Consider the following 18,469-nt stretch of genomic DNA (forward strand, 5'->3'; position numbering starts at 1 on the left):
AGGCGTTCGAAGGGCAGGTCCTGGTGGTCGTAGGCACCGAGCGCGGTGTCCTTGACCCGGTCGAGGAGTTCGGTGAACGCCGGGTCACCGGACAGGTCGGTACGCAGGACGAGAGTATTGACGAAGAAACCGATCAGACCCTCCGTCTCGGCACGGTTACGGCCGGCGACCGGGGTGCCGACCGCGATGTCGTCCTGGCGGCAGTAGCGGGCCAGAACGATCTGGAACAGGGACAGCAGCGCCATGAACAGGCTCGCGCCCTGCCCGCTCGCCGTCGCCCGCAGCGCCTCCGTCACCTCCGACGGCACCGAGAAGGTGACCACGTCACCGCCGCCGCTCGGCTGCGCCGGACGCTGGTGGTCGGCGGGAAGCTCGAGCGGCGTCACGTGGGCGAGGCGCTCGCGCCAGTACGTCAACTGCCTCTCCAGGAAATCCCCGCTGAGTTGCTCCCGCTGCCAGGCGGCGAAGTCCGCATACTGAATGAGGAGTTCGGGCAGCGAAGCCTCGCGTCCGACAACGGCGGCCGCGTACAGCTCGCGCAGTTCGCGGGCCAGAATCCCGGAGGACCAGCCGTCCGAAGCGATGTGGTGCACCATCAGCAGCAGGAAGTGGTCGTCGTCCGCGAGCTGCACCACGTCGGCCCGCAGGAGCCGCCCGGCCTCCAGGTCGAACGGACGCGTCGCCTCGGTGCGCAGTACCTCGCCCGCGCGGGTCTCCGTGTCCGCCTCGGCCCGCAGGTCGTGGACCGTGACCTCCACCGGCCAGGGTGCGCTGATCACCTGCCGCGGTGTGCCGTTGTCGTCCGCCGGGAACGCCGTCCGCAGCACCTCGTGCCGGGCCACCAGACCTGACAGTGCTGTGCCGAGCGCGGGGACGTCCAGCGCGCCGCGCACCCGCAGCACCGTCGGCACCAGGTATTCCGCGCTGTCCGGCGTCAGCCGGTCCAGGAACCACAGCCGCTGCTGCGCGAACGACAGCGGCAGCGGCAGCGGTCCGGCCTCCCGGTCAGCCCGTACGATCCGGGCCGCTTCCGCACGCCGCCGCATGCGGGACAGCAGCCGTGCCTCCACCGAGTTCTCGCCCATGATGTTCCGTCCTCTTCGTCTTCTTGCGTGGGCAATGGGCCGCTGTTTCAGGAAAGCTGTTCCTGCGCGTCGAACAATTCGATGAGCTGTTGCTTGATGCCGATGACGGTCGGCGACTGAAAAAGGCGTCGCAGGCCGATGCGTACTCCGGTCACCGACTCGACCTGATTGACGAGCTGGAGGGCGAGCAGGGAGTGCCCGCCGACGTCGAAGAACCTCTCGTGGACCCCTACGCGTTCGACGCCGAGCACGGCGGCCATGATCCCGGCGATCTCCGCCTCGATCTCGTCCCGTGGCGCGGTGTATCCGGCCGTGCTGTCGCCGTCGTTCCCGGGGGCCGGCAGTGCCGCGTGGTCGACCTTGCCGTTCCGGTTGAGCGGCAGTTCCGGCAGGATCGCGAACGCGGACGGCATCATGGCGCGAGGCAGGCGTTCGGCGGCCCACTCGCGCAGCGCGCCGACGTCCACCGTGGCGTCGGGCGCGGGCACGCAGTAGGCGACCAGCCGCTTGTCGCCGGGAGTGTCCTCCCGGACCACCACCGCGCAGGCCCCGACCGCGCCGCGGGTGAGCAGCGTCGCCTCGATCTCGCCGAGTTCGACCCGGACGCCGCGCAGTTTCACCTGACGGTCGATCCGTCCCAGCAGGTCCAGTTCGCCGTCTGCGGTGAACCGGCCGAGATCGCCCGTGCGGTACATCCGGCCGCCGCGGAACGGGTCGGCGACGAAACGCTCGGCGGTGAGGTCGGGCCGCTGGTGGTAACCGCGCCCGACGCTGTCGCCACCGAGGTACACCTCGCCCAGCACACCCGCAGGCACGGGGCGGCGGTCCGGGTCCAGGACGTACACGGTCTGGTTGACCATGGGACGGCCCGCGAGGACCGGTCCGGCCGGGTCCGTGCGCGAGGCCCGCCAGTACGTCGTGTCCACCGAGACCTCGGTGGCGCCGTACAGGTTGACGAGGTCACCGGGGAAGCTCTCGGTGAACCGGCTCACCAGCGTCGGCTGGAGCGGCTCGCCACTGGCGAAGGCGTACCGCAGGTGCGTGCAGTCCCCGGGCCGTACCCGGGAGACGAACAAGTCCAGCAGGCTCGGCACGAAGTGCAGGCCGACCACGCGGTGGGCGCGCATCAGGCGGGACACCTCGGCCATGTCGAGCCGGTCGGAGCCCGGCACCAGCACGACCGTGGCACCCTGCCACAGGGGCCAGAAGATCTCGTACGCCGACACGTCGAAGGACAGCGGCGTGGCCTGGAGGAAGCCCTCGCCCGGAGCGATCGGGAACGCGTGCTGCATGCCGGCCAGGTAGTTGACCACTCCGCGGTGTTCGATGCGGACGCCCTTCGGGCGGCCCGTGGAACCGCTGGTGTAGATCAGGTAGCACAGGTCGCCGAGGTCCGCGACGGGTTCCGGCGCGTCCGTGGGCAGGGTGTCCGGCAGGTCGGCGGGGCGGTCCACGGCCAGCAGGTCCGGGCCGTCCGGCAGCAGGGCGGCGTGCGCGATGTCGGTGACGATCAGCGGCGCGCCGGAGTCCGCCACCAGGTACGCCAGCCGTTCCTCCGGGTGCTCCGGGTCGAGCGGGACGTACGCGGCACCGGCCTTCAGGATGCCGAGCAACGTCCACACCATGGCGGGCGAGCGTTCCAGGCAGACGCCCACGGGTACGTCCGGACCGATGCCCGGCACAGCGCGCAGCCGGTGGGCCAGACGGTTGGCCCGCTCATCGAGCTGACGGTACGTCAGAATGTCCGTGCCGCAGACGACTGCGACCGCGTCCGGGTCCTGTGCCGCCCGCTGCTCGAACAACCGGTGCAGTGTCGCTGCCGGAACGGGCGCGGCGGTGTCGTTCCACTCGGTGAGGACACGGTGCCGCTCCCCCGCGTCCAGCATCTCCACCTCGGACAGCGCGCTGTGCGGGCGAATCGTGGCCGCGGCCAGCAGGTTGGTGAAGTGACCGGCCAGGCGGCGCGCGGTGTCCTCGGTGAAGAGGTCGTCCGCGTAGACCACGGCGCCGTCCAGCGTGCCGTCCGCCGCCTCCGCGAGGTACATCGACAGGTCGAACTTGGCGTCCCGGACCGGGGGCTCGACGGGCTCCGCCGTCAGGCCCGGCAGGTTCCAGGCGTCCGCGCCCGGCATGTTCTGCAACGCGAACAGGGTCTGGAACAGGGGGTTGCGGGACAGGTCGCGGTCGGGGGCGAGTTCCTCCACGAGGCGTTCGAAGGGCAGGTCCTGGTGGTCGTAGGCACCCAGCGCGGTGTCCTTGACCCGGGCCAGCAGTTCGGCGAACGTCAGGTCGCCGGACAGGTCGGTGCGCAGGACGAGGGTGTTGACGAAGAAACCGATCAGATCCTCCGTCTCGGCACGGTTGCGACCGGCGACCGGGCTGCCGACCGCGATGTCCCGCTGCCCGCTGTAGCGGGCCAGCAGCAGCTGGAAGACGGCCAGCAGGGTCATGAACAGGCTCGCGCCGCTCTCGGCGGACACCGCGCGGGCACGGGCGGCGACCTCGGCGGGCACCGAGAACCGGACCACCTCGCCCCGCCCGCCGCGCTCCGCCGGCCGCGCGTGGTCGGTCGGCAGCTCCAGCGGCTCCAGTCCGCTCAACCGATCGCGCCAGTAAGAGAGTTGCCGATCCAGCGGCGCACCGGACAGCCAGGCGCGCTGCCACACCGCGTAGTCGGCGTACTGCACCGGCAGTGGATCCGGCCCGGGCGTGCCGGAGCGGTCCGAGAGGGCTTCTGCGTACCGCGCGGACAGCTCGCGCACCAGCACACCCACCGACCAGCCGTCGAAGGCGATGTGGTGCACGGTGACCGCCAGGACGTACTCCTCGTCGGCCAGCCGTACCAGCAGCGCGCGCAGCATCGGTCCGGTGCCGAGGTCGACCGGCCGCAGTCCGTCCTCGCGCAGCACCTCCGCCAGGGCGTCCTCGCGGGCAGCCGTGTCACCCATCCGGCGCAGGTCCCGTACCAGCATCCGCACCGGCAGCGCCGGGTCGATCAGCTGCGCCGGGGAGCCCGCCGCGTCCGTACCGAACCGGGTGCGCAGGATCTCGTGGCGCGCCACCACCGCGGTGAACGCGGCGTTCAGGGCGTCAGTGTCCAGGGGGCCGTGGATGCGGAAGGCGAAGGGCAGCAGATATTCGGCCCGACCCGGCTCCAACTGGTTCAGAAACCAAAGCCGTTGCTGCGCAAAGCTGAGTGGCGGCGGAGCGCTGTGGCGCGGCGCCGCCGGGATGCGGCCGACCTCCGTGCCATCCAGCTCCGTCACGGCCGCGGCCAACAGCGCCGGGGTCGGCGCGCTGAACAGCGTGCGCACCGGCACATCGGCGCCCAACCGCCGGCGCAGCCGCGACACGACCTGGGTGGCCAGCAGCGAATGCCCGCCCAGCGCGAAGAAGTCGTCGTGCACGCCGATCCGGTCGACGCCCAGCACCTCGGACCACACCTCGGTCACCGTGCGTTCGATGTCCGTGCGCGGCTCGGTGTACGCGGCGCCCAGTCCGGACCGGTCGGAGGCAGGCGCGGGAAGTGCCCGGCGGTCTGTCTTGCCGTTCGGGGTGAGCGGGATGCGCTCCAGCGGCACAAACGCCGTGGGCACCATGTAGTCCGGCAGGTCGCGCTGGAGGTGGGCGCGCAGCGCGCTCGCGTCGAGGGGGCCCACGGGCACCACGTACGCCACCAGCCTCTGCACACCGGGAACGTCCTCGCGCAGCACGACGGTGGCGCCGGTGATCGTGGGGTGGGCGAGCAACGCCGTCTCGATCTCGCCCAGTTCGATGCGGTAGCCGCGCAGCTTGACCTGGTTGTCGGAGCGGCCCACGAACTCCAACCGCCCGTCCGGCAGCCACCGGGCGAGGTCACCGGTGCGGTAGACACGCCGCGGCGTGCCGTCCACGTCCACGATGGTGAACTTCTCGCCGGTCAGCTCGGGCCGGTACAGATAGCCGCGGGCCAGCCCGGGGCAGCCGATCCACATCTCGCCCGGCACGCCCACCGGCACCGGCCGGCCGTGGCGGTCGACCACGAACACCTTCGCGTTGGCGACCGGCCGGCCGATCGGCACCCGGTCGACGGGACCGTTGATCCTGGCGGTCGTCGCCTCTTGCGCGGCCTCCGTGGGGCCGTAACCGTTGACCAGAGGCACCGCGCAGTGCCGGAACCACTGCCTGACCTGTTCCCGCTGGAGCGCCTCGCCGCCGAGCCTGACCAGTCGCAGCTGCGGGCCCAGCGCGTCCGGCCCGTCCAGGTCGGCGGCCAGTGCCCCGAACGCCGACGGGGTGAGCCATGCCACCGTGACCCGGTGCTCGCGCAGCGCCGCCGCCAGCCGGCCCGAGTCCCAGGTGTCGTCGCGCAGCACCAGACCCGCCCCGGAGACGAGCGGGGCGAACATCTGACCCACCGACGAGTCGAACGCGATCGAGGCGAACTGCAGGACCCGGTCCTCGGGCGTGAGCCCCAGCTCACGGCGTGTCTCCCGCATCCGCGCACGCAGCGCGCCGTGGGTGATCTGCACGCCCTTGGGGCGGCCGGTGGAACCACTGGTGTAGATCACGTAGGCCACGTCGTCCGGGCCGGCCTGCGCCACCGGACCGGCGGAGGCGGTGTGGGGCCGCTCTGGCCAGTCCCCGTCCAGCAGCAGCGTCGGCGTGTGGGCGGGCAGGCGGCCGGTGTGCGCGGACTGGGTGACGATCAGTGGGGCGCCGCTGTCCTCGACCATGTGGGCGAGCCGGTCCGTGGGGTACGCCGGGTCCAGCGGCACGTATGCCGCCCCCGACTTGTGGATGCCGAGCAGCGCGCACACCATGTCCGTACCGCGGTCCAGGCAGACCGCGACCAGGGTGCCCGGCCCGGCACCACGCTCGCGCAGCCGGCCGGCGATCCACTCGGCCCGCTCGTCGAGCTGACGATAGGTCAGCCGGTCGGCACCGCAGGTCACGGCCGGCGCGTCGGGGTGGCGAGCGGTCTGTTCCTCGATCAGCCGGGTGACGGTCACCGTGTCCGGGGCGTCGGTGTCGGCCCCGTTCCACTCGCCGAGGATCGTCCGGCGCTCGGCGGCGGTCAGCATCGGAAGCTCGGACAGCCGGGCGTCCGGGGTGGCGCAGGCGGCAGCCAGCAGCGTCTCGAAGTGCCCGGCGAGCCGCACCATCGTGGCTTCGTCGAACAGGTCGGTGGAGTACACGATGGTGCCGTCCAGAGCGCCGTCGGCGGCCTCGGTGGCGTAGAAGGTGAAGTCGAACTTGGAGTCCTGGGCGGACACGTCGAGCTGGCGCACGGTCAGGCCCGGCAGTTCCCAAGACCGGCTGTCGGGGGTGTTCTGGAGGACGAACATCGTCTGGAACAGCGGATTGCGCGACAGGTCCCGCTGCGGGGCCAGCTCCTCCACCAAGCGTTCGAAGGGCAGGTCCTGGTGGTCGTAGGCACCCAGCGCGGTGTCCTTGACCCGGGCCAGCAGTTCGGCGAACGTCGGGTCACCGGACAGGTCGGTGCGCATGACCAGCGTGTTCACGAAGAAGCCGATCATGTTCTCGATCTCGGCCCGGTTGCGGCCCGCGATCGGGGTGCCTACCGTGATGTCCTCCTGGCCGCTGTAGCGCGACAGCACCACCTGGAAGACCGCCAGCAGGGTCATGAACAGGCTCGCGCCGGTCTCCTGGGAGAGCCTGCGGGCGCCGTCGGCGGTCTCCGCCGGCACGCGGAAGGTGAGCATGGCACCGTTGCCGCTGCGCCGCGCCGGACGTCGGCGGTCGGTGGGCAGCTCCAGCGGTTCGATGCCGGCCAGTCGGGCGCGCCAGTAGTCCAGTTGCTCCGCCAGCACCTCGCCGGTGAACCACTGGCGCTGCCAGGCCGCGAAGTCGGCGTACTGGAGGGGAGGTTCGGACAGGCCGGCGGCCTTGCCCGCGGCCCGCGCGCCGTACAGCGCGGTCAGCTCCCGGGACAGCACCCCCGCCGACCATCCGTCGAAGGCGATGTGATGTACCGTCAGATAGAGAAGGTGTTCCTCGTCGGCCAGCCGGATCAGCAGCGCACGCACCATCGGTCCGGTGCCGAGGTCCATCGGGCGGAAGCCCTCGGTGTCCACGATCGCGGCGGCCTCCTCCTCGCGCGCGTCCTGTCCGGCGACGGACCGCAGGTCGTGAACGGCGAGCGGCAGCGGCCGGGGTGGGTCGACGACCTGGCCGGGGTTGCCGTCCGCGTCGCTGGCGAAGCGGGTGCGCAGCACCTCGTGCCGGCTCACCAGCTCCGACAGCGACGCGCGCAGCGCAGGGACGTCCAGCGGGCCGCGGATGCGCAGTCCCATGGGGATCAGGTACTCGGCCCGGCCGGGCTCCAACTGGTCCAGGAACCACAGTCGGTGCTGCGCGAACGACAGCGGCAGCGGACGTCCGTGCCGGGGCGCGCGGGGGATGACCGGAGCGTCGTCCGGAGCCCCGGCCGCCACCAGGGCGTCCATGGCGTCCGTCGCGCCCTCGGCATCGAAGTCGGCCGACTCGAACAGCCGGTGGGTCCGCAGCAGAGCTTCCTCCGCGAGGAACGACGCCACCCCCCGCACCGTCAACGGCTCCGGCAGTGTTTCCGCGCCGAATTCCGAACCGAATTCCTCCGCGATCCGGCGTGCCATTTCCGCCGCCTGCGGGCGGGTTCCGCCGAGCCGGAAGAATTCGTCCTCCGCCCCGGTCACCTCGGCGCCGAGCACCGCATTCCACACTGTTGCGATGCGGGCTTCCGCAGGAGAGAAACCGCCCTGCTCGGCCCTCTGGCCGGAGGCCGCGGCCATCATCGGCTTCGTCGTCATGTGTCCACCAGTTCCTCGTCATCGACCGTTTGCGAAAACCCTCGGAAACTCAGCCGAATCCGATGCTCGCAGAGCGATCTGGAGGAGATAACTGGTCACTTCTGCCCGTCGGACGTGGCCACTTCTGCCCGTCGGGCGTGGGCACTTCTACCCGTCGGGCGTGGGCACTTACGCCGGTCCGGGCGTGAACACCGCGCCCGGTCAGCGGAGTTCCGCTCGCCGTGGCGGAGATCTGCCGTCCGGGCAGAGGCGGGGACACGGAACCGGCGGCCGACAGGCGGTCCACCGCCCGGCCGGTGCCGGTCCCGTACCGCCGCCTACGCGGCTTCCTTGGCCGCCGCTTCCCCGGGAACCGAAGCCTTACCGGCCATGCTCCCATTCCCGTGCTCGGTGCCGACAGGGCTCGCGTCGGACACCGTCCGCTTGCGCATGCCCGCCCACTCCCGGTTCAGGGCCGGCACACCGATGGCGACGAGGTAGAGCCCGCCCACGATCCACAGCGCGCCCGAGGTGCCCGCCACCGTCACCAGTCCCGCGCCCAGCAGTCCGCCGAAGGGGATGCCCGCCCAGGTGACGGCCTGAGCCAGCGTCTTGACCCGTCCCAGCAGCGGAGTGGGGATCAGTTCGTACGTCACGGCCCCCACGATCGGATTGACGAAGCCTGAGCCCAGGCCACCCACCGCCAGCACCACCAGCACCAGCCACAGGGGCGCCCCCGTGGCCATGGCCACGAAGCGCGGGACGCCGCCCAGCGTGAAGCCGATCAGATAGACGGTACGCCGGGGCAGCCGCTCGGCCACTCCCGCGGCCACGAGCGCGGCGACGATCGATGTCGCGGCGAAGACACTGACCACCAGGCCAATGGCTCCCGCACCGTTGCCCGTCTCCTTCGCCCAGACCGGCAGCAGCACGGACATGAACGCCTGGTCGAGCAGGTTGGTCACGGCGAGCATGCACACGATGGACCGCAGCAGCTTGGCGTCGCGCAGGAACACGGCGCCCTGACGCAGCCGCGAGAGATAGCCCTCGGCCTCCTCGACCGGCGTCTCGTGCGGCTCGGGCACCGGGTCGCTGAGGGTGGTGGAGACGATCAGCGCCGACACACCGAACAGGCAGGCGGTGATCCACAGGGCGTAAAGGCTGCCGAAGGAGGCGACGACCACACCGGCGACGGCCGGTCCGATGGTCGTCGCGGTCCGTTCGACCGCCGCCGACAGACCGGTCCCCCGTTCCAGCGGCACCCGGGCCGCGCGGGTGGCCGCGGGCACGAAGAGCCCCTTGGCCCCGTTGGCCGGGCCGTCCGCCGCGCCGACCACGGCCAGCAGCCCCAGCAGCAGACCGAAGGACAGGTGTCCCGTCAGGTAGAGCAACGGGGCGGTGGCCGTCGCGATGGTGGAGGCCAGGTCGCCGGCCACGCTGATGCGCTTGGGGCCGACCCGGTCGATGATCGGCCCCGCCAGCGCCTGGGCCACCACGTAGGGGACTATCTGAAAGAAAGCGACCAGACCCGTCTTGCCGACGCTGCCGGTCGTCGTCAGGACGAACCAGGGCAGGGCGATCGAGAGCACCCGATTGGCCGACAGGGAAGCCGCGTTGGCCGACAGCATGCCGACCAGTCCGCGCAGGACCCGGGGCCCGCCCTCCGGGGCGTCCGGGGCGTCCGGGGCGTCCGGGGCGTCCGGGGCGTCCGGAGATGGTTTGCGTGTGCCACTGTCCGCCGCTTGCTGGGCGGCCGCGTGCCGAGAGGTCATCTTTCTCACTCCGAGTCGGTGGGGTGGGAGACGTGCCGGTCTGCGCCGGTGGGGAACAACTGGAACTGGAAGGCGACTCGCGCCGCGCCCTCGGGCAGCGGCGAACCTGCCGGTTCGGGCGAGGAGTTGCGTCGGCGGAGCAGTTGGTGGATATCCGCCGACAGCTCTTCGGCCTCGGCCGGGGTGAGCGTGAGCACGTAGTCGCCGAAGTCCTGGGCGTCGCGCCACTCGGGCGACAGCGAGGTGGTCGCGTCGATGGCGGTCGTCATCGCGTCGGACCAGACCTGGCCGAGCGCCTGCAAATAGGCGGTGCCGAGACCGTCATCGCCCGCCAGCACCGAATCGTCCGGTACGACCGTGTTGACGTGCGCCGCCTGCCACCAGCGCTCACGGCGGCCGCCCCGGGACGGCGCCTCGACGATGAAGCCGTACTCGGCTAGCTGGCGCAGGTGATAGCTGGTCGCGCCGGTGTTCTGGTTCAACCGCCGGGCGAGCGTGGTGGCCGTGGCCGGCCCCTCCGTCCGCAGGACCGTCAGCATCCGCACCCGCAGCGGATGTGCGACACCCCGCAGGTTACGAGCGGTCAGTTGCACTTGGGAGGGCTGCTCAGGAGGTTCCATGAGGCCCAAGGTAGATGACAAAGACTTCTGTGCACAGACTCCTGTGCACAGAAGTCTTTGCAGTCGAGGAGGTGGCTGAATTCCGGCGGTACGCGGACTGATACCAGCACCGACTCACGGCTGGACTCCGTACCGCCGGAGGGACCTCTTCCTGCTACGGCGCACGTAGAGGAACGGCAGCGCGTCGCGGTCGACCTCGGGGCGCCCGCCGGCCCCCATGGCGCCGCCTCCGCTCACGGGGTGCCTGGGCTCCCGGAACACAGCGCGTGGTCGATGAGGGCGCCGGCCGCGTTCGCCCGGTCCAGGATGCGCTCCAGGTCCCCAAACCCTTCCTCCCCGACACCCTCTGCGGCGAGGGCTCCCTGCAGCACCTAAAAGTCCACCACCGCGCACACGCCCGCGTCGAAGACGCGTATCCGGTGCGGCAAGACCACCGGCTTCGGCCGCTTCCCCTCCCGGCACTTCCACATCGCCCACCTCACTGAGCCTTTGCCAACCTCACGCCATGCGTGATGGAGGACGAGAGCGGTCTGGACGATCGCGGTGATGCGGTTGGTGCTGCAGCGAAGCTTCCGTAGGGGTGGCCGACTCCCTGGTACGCCCTGTCCTCGCAGCACTTCGGCTCGGCCGCGGCGAGCGCGTCGGTGATCCCGCAGGTGCGTGCGGCGGTCAGGTCGTGGACAGACCCGGGCAGGGCGGGGGACGCCCGCAGCAGCCGACCGAACGGAACGGTGAGGACGTGGGCGTTCATGCCGTGGCGCTGTGTTTCCCGGAGCGGTACGGGGTGTCGGCGGCGATCCGGCCGATCGGCAGGAGGGTGCCGTCCGGGATCACGAACGCCTTGGTCCGGATGGTCTTCATCGCCTCGGTCGTGGTCGGGGCGAGGGCGGCCAGGACGTCGATGACCTCGCGTGTGCAGCGATGGACGGTCGCGATGCCGATGCGGAACCCGGCGGCGAGCCGGGCACAGGTATCGCCGCACCGCAGGTGAGCCAAGACGGGCAGGGCCTGCCGGTCTGCGGGCAGACGCCGCCGGCACGTCCCGGTCGCCCCCGGGCACACAGCTGAGCGCTCAGGCAGCGCAGGGTCCGGCTGGACAGACCAATCGACGACGGGTGGACAAACACGCGAAGCTCCTGGTGGGGCACGGTGGACCTTGGTCGTGACACCTCCTGCCAGGAGCTTCATCGCGTCGCAGAGCCCGCCCGACTGACGGACACCGCCGACAGGTCGGAATCAGCTCACTCCTCGCCCCCGATCGGAACCAGCCCAGACGTGCGTTCAGCGACGGTGAGTTCGACAGGCAGCCCGAAGGTCCTCCAGAGAAGGATGTCACCAACTGGCCGGACCGAGCACCCTGCGTCTTCACACAGCACGGTCATGTGTACAGCAAAGGAGTCCGGCTCCGAAGCGGCCCGAAGCCCACCCGCAAACAGCAGCCCGTCCATGGCGAGTTGTCGCCACTCATGGTTCCCGCTCTGCGACATTCGGGCGTCGTGGACAGCCCGACTGCGGGCAGGAGACCCAGTACCGTGCCGGCCGCCACCCGACTGGCGAACTGTCCAGTCCACGCCGGCGTCAACACGGTAATGACGACACGCAGCGGATCAGCGCAGTCCGGCGAAGAGATCGTTCTCGGGTACGGCCGCGCCGGTGGCGTCCTTGACACGTACGAAGGTCTCCATGCCCATCAACTCGCCGAATCTCTCCTTGCCCATCTTGAGGAAGAAGATGTTCTCGCCCTGACTGGCGTGCGCGGCCAGCGCATCGAACTTCTGACCGCTGAATGCGGTGGTGTCCACCCACGTGGTGATCTCATCGTCGGGCAGACCGATCTCGGCCATCGCGGCGGCCTCGGCAGGATCCGGTTCCGGCATGTCCTCATGAAACTCGCGCATGGTCTCCCCGAACCGCTGCATCATCGAGCGAGGCATCGTCGTCCAGTACACCTTCGGTGTCAGCGCGGTCATCTCCAGCGCCGCCATCGTGATGCGGTGGGCCTGAATGTGGTCGGGGTGGCCGTAGAAGCCGTTCTCGTCGTAGGTGACGACCACATCGGGTCGGTAGTGACGCATGAGTTCCGCAAGTCGGGCAGCACCTTCCTCCACGGGGGTCTGCCAGAAGGATCCGGGGGCGCCATTGCTCGGCCAGCCGATCATCCCGGAGTCGGCATAGTCCAGCAGTTCCAGATCGCTGACCTTCAGGACGTCACAGCTCGCCTTGAGTTCTTGGCGGCGCATCAGGGCGACGGCCGCCGGATCGTGCCCGGGATCGCCCGGCTTGACGCCCCCCGGTCCGTCACCGCAACCGCCGTCGGTACATGTCACGAGAACCGTGCGGATGCCTTCCGCCGCGTACCGCGCGAGGACCCCTCCGGTTCCGGTGGCCTCGTCGTCGGGGTGGGCGTGTACTGCCATGAGCGTCAAGGGCCGGTCAATCATGAAACAGTCCTCCTGCAGAAATACGGGTTGGTCCGAGGGCGCGGCGGGCGCACCGCGCCCCTGGGGCCCGGATCCTGGCGGGGCGGACACCCTTGCAGTCTCCGTGTCTCCCCGCCCGTACGGCGCCGGTCCTCGGTCGATGCAACCGTGCCGACCGGACCGCTGTTCCCGGCGCAGCCAATTGGCCTGTCAGGCGTCGGAGTTTCGACGCGAACGCGGTACAGGCGCGACCTGCACGTCTCAGCGCCACGTCGAACCGCCCCGGGTTTGATGGAGATCATCAAGACCCGGAAGGATGCCGATCACGGCTGCTCCCCGTAAGTACCCCGACGAACTGCGTGAACGCGCGACGCGTCTGGCCATCGAGGTCCGCAAGGACCCGGCCGGGCCGGAGCGATCAAGCGGATCGCCGACCAGTTGGACGTGCACCCCGAGGCCCTGCGGGGCTGGGTGAAACGGGCCGAGACCGACGAGGGATTCGTGCCCGGGACTACCTCGGAGGCTGCCCGGATCGCGGAGCTGGGGCGGGAGGTGAAGGAACTGCGGCGGGCGAACGCGATATTGAAGTCCGCCTCGGCTTTCTTCGCCGCGGAGCTGGACCGTCCACTGCGATGAAGATCGCCTACACCGACCAGTACAAGGAGACGTTCGGCGTCCAGCCGATCTGCGACGTCCTCGCCGAGACGGATGCGCCGATCGCGCCGAGCACCTGATACGCTGCCCACACCCGTCCGCCGTCGGCCCGCAGCCTGCGCGACGAGCAACTCCCCCAGGAGATACGCCGGATCCACGCCGACAACTACGGTGTCTGCGGAGCCCGCAAGGTCCACGCCGCCCTGGTCCGCGAGGGAGTCGAGGTGGCCCGCTGCACGGTCGAACGCCTCATGCGTCAGGCGGGGCTTCGCGGCGTGATCCGGGCCAAGGGCCCACGCACCACCCGCCCTGCTCCGGAGACCGACCGTCCGGCCGATCTGGTCGAGCGGCAGTTCACCGCAACTACCCCGAACCAGTTGTGGGTTGCCGACATCACCTACATCAGAACGTTCTCCGGCTGGGTCCACGCGGCCTTCGTCATCGATGTCTTCTCCCGCCTGGTCGTCGGCTGGCAGGTCGCCACCAGCTCTACACCGACCTCGCCCTTCACGCGCTGGAGATGGCGATCTGGCGCCGTCGGCACACCGGCGCCGACCTCACCGGCCTCACGCACCACTCCGACCGCGGCGTTCAATACCGTGCCATTCGCTACACCGAACGCCTCGCCGACGAGGCGGCCGTGGCCTCGGTCGGTTCCAAGGGCGACTCGTATGACAACGCCCTCGCCGAGGCGTTCAACAGCCTCTTCAAGGCCGAACTGATCCGCAACAAGGGCCCCTGGACGTCCATCAACGACGTCGAGATCGCCGTCGCCGAGTACATCGACTGGTTCAACCAGCGGCGCCTGCACGGCGAACTCGGTCACGTCACCCCCGCCGAGCACGAAGCCGCCCACTACGCGGCCCAACCCCCAGCATCACTCCAGAAAACCAGCTAAGACCGACCGGCAATTGGGGAGTGGGTGAAGGAGCGGGGCTGGGTGCATGCAGCTGCAAGGCGGAGGATTGAGGCAACGCAATGGGGTCTCCCCTGCTCGAGCGAAGCCGAGAGCTTGGGGAAGTTGTTGATTGACGACAACGCGGCAGATGTGCGTGCCCAGCCCCGCTCCTTCACCCACCCCCCAATTGCCGGTCGGTCTAACTCACTCTCCACGAAACCCGGGGCTTGACTCCACCGTCGCCCGTACGGTCTGCGCCTCGCTCGCCACGTCGCCGCCCGCCTGCGATGCGCTCGGAGGCCGTCGCGTGACAGTTCGACGGAGGACAAGTTCGCCATTCCGCCACGATCTTGCTCAAAGCCCTTCTAAGATCGCTGTCAAGGCGGTTCTCCGCATCTCTAGGTACTCCCTCACGAGCAGGGCATCAGGCCCTTCTAAACGCTGAGAGCAGGAGATGACATCTACGAATGAACAAGCGAAGGGAGCCGCGCCCGAGCCGCGTCGGCGGCGGCCGGGCATGCTCGGTCGCCGCACCGTCGGTTGCCTGGCCGCGCTCGCCTTGGGAATCGGTAGTAGCTCGTTAGCCGTCGCGCCTGCGGCGCATTCACAGACGGAGGACGGGTCAGTGACGGTCCGGGTGATCCGGGCCGTCGACAACAGCGGAGTGTGGACACCCGCGCTGGAACCGGGCCTCGCGGGCGTCAGGGTGACCCTCACCGACGACGCCGGAACGGGCATCGAGGGGGTCACGGCGGCCGACGGCACCGTGACACTGACTCCGGCGGCGGGTGGGACCACCAGCGGCAAGTACCGGGTGCAGGTGGTGAATCCGAAGCCGGATGCGCTGTTCCCGGCCTTCGCCTCGCGCCAGGGACTGGACGGTGCCCCCAACCAGTTGAGCAGCAATGAGGAGTTCGTCGACCTCTCCGGCGGGAAGAACGTGGCATACACCACCGGGTTGTGGAGTCCGGGTGACTACTGCCAGAAGAACGCGCCACTGATGACGACCTGTCAGCCCGCCACGCGTGAGGGCGGGACCCAGCGCACGCTGGTCTCCTTCCCGTACAACGCGCGCGGCCAGGACGGCGTCGACGTCAACGTCACGAACATCGCCACCAACGCCGAGACCGGTACATTGTTCGGCATCGCGTGGAACAAGGCCGACAAGCGGGTGTTCTCCTCTGCAGTGGCCAAGCGCACCACGGACTACGGTCCGGGCGGCGCCGGGGGGATCTACGTGACCGACCTCGCACAGAAGAAAACCACGCTGTTCGCCGTCGTCCCGGACGCGGGGACGACGGCGCACGGGTCGGGTACCGACGACGCCTTCCTTGCCGTTCCGGGCAAGGAGAGCCTGGGCGGCATCAAGATCACCGATGACGGCAAGGACCTGTTCGTCGTCAACCTCAACAACCGCAAGCTCTACCGCTACGACGCCACGGCGGCGACCGCTTCGGCGCCGAAGGCCGTCCACGCCATCCCGGACCCGGGCTGTTCGACGGCCGGGGACTGGCGCCCCTTCGGCCTCGGCCTGCAGGACGGCGTCGGCTACCTCGGCGGCGTGTGCTCCGGCGAGTCCACCGGGAAGCTCTCGGACCTGCGCGCGGTGGTCATGCCCTTCGACCTCGCCACCGGAGCGTTCCGCAAGGCGGTGCTGGACCAGCCGCTGGACTACCCGCGTGAGTCCACGGTCGGCAATGGCCCGTGCGACGGCGCGGGCTGGTTCCCCTGGACCAACACCTTCCCGACCTCCCAGAACGGACAGGCTTGCCAGAGCTATCTGGCCCAACCCGAACCGGAGTTGGGCGAGATCGGATTCGAGGCCGACGGCTCCATGCTGCTGGCCTTCCGCGACCGCTTCGGCGACCGCGCCCCGGCCGGTCCCACACCCAACGCACCCGCCAACGTCTTGTCAGGCGGCGACCTGAACAAGGCATGCCTGGCAGACGGGGTGTACGTGATGGACACCAACAACGGTTGCGGACTCTCCCCCCGGGGCACCCGCTTCTTCGACAACAGCCGGATGGGCTCCCATCACAACGCGTCCTTCGCGGGCATGGCGCTCTCCAAGGTCGAGGACACCATCGCGACCGCCGGCTTCGACCCCAACAGCACCGCCTTCGGGTACGGCACCGCCTTCGTCAAGCGCGACGGAAAGCAGGACCCGAAGGGCGGCCTGCGCCTCAACCCACCGGGAAGCATCGCCCCGTTCGGCAAGGGCGCCTCGATGGGCGACCTGGAGGTGCTCTGCGACCAGGCCCCGCTCCAGATCGGCAACCGGGTCTGGTACGACCCCGAGCGCAAGGGCATCCAGAACCCGGTCCAGCGCCCTGTCGTGGGCGCGACCGTCAACCTGTACGACGAGTCGGGCAAGCGCGTGGGGACGACCGAGACGACGGCGCGTGGCGAGTACTACTTCGACGACTCCAATGTCACCGGTGGCCTCCAGCCGAGGACCGAGTACACCATCCGCCTCGACAAACCGGCCGACTACGCCAAGGACGGCCCGCTCTACCGGTGGGTGCCCACGGAAGCGGATGTCGGCGACAACCACTTCATCGACTCCAAGGGCATCGTCCCGCGCGACGCGCGCTTCCCGGAGCGGGCGTTGACCACCGGCGGGCCCGGAGAGAACGACCACACCTACGACTTCGGCTTCCGGCAACAGGAAGGCGTGCTGCGCCTGGTCAAGCACGACCAGGACGGCAGAGCGCTGGCCCGGGCGAAATTCCAGCTGTGGAAGGAGAGTAACGGCTCCGACGAACTGCAGACCACCGGGGCGGAGCCGGACACGAAGGTCGGCAAGCCCTGCATGACCGGGACCGACGGTATCTGCCGCGGCACCGGCGCACCGGGCATGTACTACTGGCAGGAGGTCAGCCCGCCCGCAGGTTACGTCGCACCGGACGTGACCGTGTTCGGGCCGCTGGTGCTGACCTCCGACAACCTCGACGACGGGGTCTCGGTGACAGCGGTCAACCGACGGCTTCCCGCCACCGAGCCGACACCGACACCGACGACGCCGGTACCGGACACACCGGGCAAGCCGGGTTCGCCGGGGGCGCCAGGGGCACCGGGTGCACCCGGCCACGCACCCGACTCGGGCCTGGCTTCCACCGGTATGAGCCAGGTGGTTCCGCTGGCCCTGGCCGGCTGCGCCGCGCTCACAGTCCTCGGTGCGGCACTGGTCGTACTGATGCGCAGGCGAAGGGCACAGCACCGCTAGCCCCGGAACGGGGCGACCGGCACCGGTGACTGTCCGGGCCGGCCCGGGCGGGTTCGCGGACCAGCGGTTCGCGAACCCGCCCTCCTGTGTGACCGACCGATGAGAGAAGGCGACCGCATGGCTCGGAAGAGGAAGGCCGACGGCCGTACGCCACGTCGGGCCCTCTGGTTGAGAACACTGATCGCGATCACGGCGTGCGGCGCCGCAGTGGGCGGCATGGCCGCTTACCGGACCTACTCCGACGACACCACCGCCGAACGACCGGTGACGATGGAGGAGGCGTCCAGGCTGGCGCTGTCGCGGCTGAATCTGCACCAGGCCAGTCCCGTGGCGGTGACCCTGACCGCCACCGAGGGCGGCGGAGTGGTGGTGCGGGTCAAGGGGGTCGTGGACTACCGAACCCACCAGGCCGTGGGGAGCTACCAAGTCACCGGATCCTCCGGCACTTCCGGGCCCGCCACCGGGCAGCTCGACCACGGGCTGATCGTCTGGGACACCGGCGGCCTCGGCCTGGCCTCCGTGCCCAAGGGCGACAACAGACCGCCCTGGCAGCAGGCCGAGCACATCCCGCGCTCGGGCTGGTCCGCGCGCTCCTACACGACCGATCCCCTGGACGCCGGGCTCCAATTGCTGATCGGACTCGGCGCGGACCGCCCCGACAACCCGCTGTTGCTCGCACAGTCCGGAGCTCGCTGGCTGGGTCGCGACCGCGTCGACGGCCGCAACTACGACCGGTTCGCCGGGCCGCGCGCCCAGGGCGTCACGCCCGGTGCGGGTCCTGACGACGGACGGTCGCCACTGACGTACTGGGTCGACGCTGACGGCGGCCTGCGGCGGGTGACGATGCGGATGCCGGGCCTGGGAACTCCGACCACCGTGGAGTTCTCCGGACGTGAGGGCCGCGCGAAGCTCCCCGAGGCGCCGTGGGGCACCGGCTGACATCGCGGTGCCGATGCGCCCCGGCTTCCGGGGTTGCCGACGGCCCTCCTCGCCCCACCCTTCGGGGCGGCACGGTGAACGGGGG

Annotated in this window: 7 protein-coding genes, 2 pseudogenes and 1 other annotated feature; of the genes and pseudogenes, 3 read left to right on the forward strand and 6 right to left on the reverse strand. The window is 70.2% G+C overall.

Annotated elements, in window-relative coordinates; all coding sequences use genetic code 11:
* The 6 genes and pseudogenes from BT364_RS21670 to BT364_RS21700 form a co-directional block, all read right to left on the reverse strand.
* On the reverse strand, positions 1–1,085 hold a 1,085-nt coding region (locus BT364_RS21670), incomplete at its 3' end, for a condensation domain-containing protein (protein WP_256260129.1).
* A gap of 47 nt (positions 1,086–1,132) precedes the next feature.
* On the reverse strand, positions 1,133–7,876 hold the full coding sequence (locus tag BT364_RS21675; protein WP_256260130.1) for a non-ribosomal peptide synthetase: 6,744 nt from the start codon (positions 7,874–7,876) through the stop codon (positions 1,133–1,135).
* A gap of 317 nt (positions 7,877–8,193) precedes the next feature.
* Positions 8,194–9,627 (reverse strand): MFS transporter, encoded by a 1,434-nt coding sequence (locus BT364_RS21680; RefSeq protein WP_177328191.1) that lies wholly within the window; start codon positions 9,625–9,627, stop codon positions 8,194–8,196.
* Positions 9,628–9,632: 5 nt separating this feature from the next.
* Complete coding sequence (locus BT364_RS21685) at positions 9,633–10,247, reverse strand: winged helix-turn-helix domain-containing protein (RefSeq protein WP_072486888.1); 615 nt, start codon at positions 10,245–10,247, stop codon at positions 9,633–9,635.
* 497 nt (positions 10,248–10,744) lie between these two features.
* A pseudogene (locus BT364_RS21690) lies at positions 10,745–11,374 on the reverse strand (transposase family protein); the annotation flags it as partial.
* Between the two features lie 480 nt (positions 11,375–11,854).
* Positions 11,855–12,688, reverse strand: a complete 834-nt coding sequence (locus tag BT364_RS21700; protein ID WP_072486890.1) for a PIG-L family deacetylase — start codon at positions 12,686–12,688, stop codon at positions 11,855–11,857.
* Between the two features lie 295 nt (positions 12,689–12,983).
* On the opposite strand from BT364_RS21700, the pseudogene BT364_RS39260 reads away from it, so the two are divergent.
* The 3 genes and pseudogenes from BT364_RS39260 to BT364_RS21720 all read left to right on the forward strand — a co-directional run bounded on the left by BT364_RS39260 (position 12,984) and on the right by BT364_RS21720 (position 18,384).
* Positions 12,984–14,219, forward strand: a pseudogene (locus BT364_RS39260) (IS3 family transposase).
* Positions 13,264–13,392: a sequence feature (AL1L pseudoknot), on the forward strand. (Overlaps the previous pseudogene by 129 nt.)
* Positions 14,220–14,844: 625 nt before the next feature.
* Positions 14,845–17,445 carry an SdrD B-like domain-containing protein gene (locus BT364_RS21715; protein ID WP_079179574.1) on the forward strand — a complete coding sequence of 867 codons (2,601 nt, stop codon included), beginning with the start codon at positions 14,845–14,847 and terminating at the stop codon, positions 17,443–17,445.
* 117 nt (positions 17,446–17,562) lie between these two features.
* Positions 17,563–18,384 (forward strand): hypothetical protein, encoded by an 822-nt coding sequence (locus BT364_RS21720; protein ID WP_072486893.1) that lies wholly within the window; start codon positions 17,563–17,565, stop codon positions 18,382–18,384.
* The last annotated feature ends 85 nt before the right edge of the window (positions 18,385–18,469 follow it).

Source organism: Streptomyces atratus (assembly GCF_900119365.1).
Lineage (GTDB): Bacteria > Actinomycetota > Actinomycetes > Streptomycetales > Streptomycetaceae > Streptomyces > Streptomyces atratus_B.

Coding starts and splice junctions, on each gene's coding strand:
- BT364_RS21680 (WP_177328191.1), bottom strand. CDS start 9,627: ATGACCTCTCGGCACGCGGCCGCCCAGCAAGCGGCGGACAGTGGCACA.
- BT364_RS21700 (WP_072486890.1), bottom strand. CDS start 12,688: ATGATTGACCGGCCCTTGACGCTCATGGCAGTACACGCCCACCCCGAC.
- BT364_RS21720 (WP_072486893.1), top strand. CDS start 17,563: ATGGCTCGGAAGAGGAAGGCCGACGGCCGTACGCCACGTCGGGCCCTC.
- BT364_RS21685 (WP_072486888.1), bottom strand. CDS start 10,247: ATGGAACCTCCTGAGCAGCCCTCCCAAGTGCAACTGACCGCTCGTAAC.
- BT364_RS21675 (WP_256260130.1), bottom strand. CDS start 7,876: ATGACGACGAAGCCGATGATGGCCGCGGCCTCCGGCCAGAGGGCCGAG.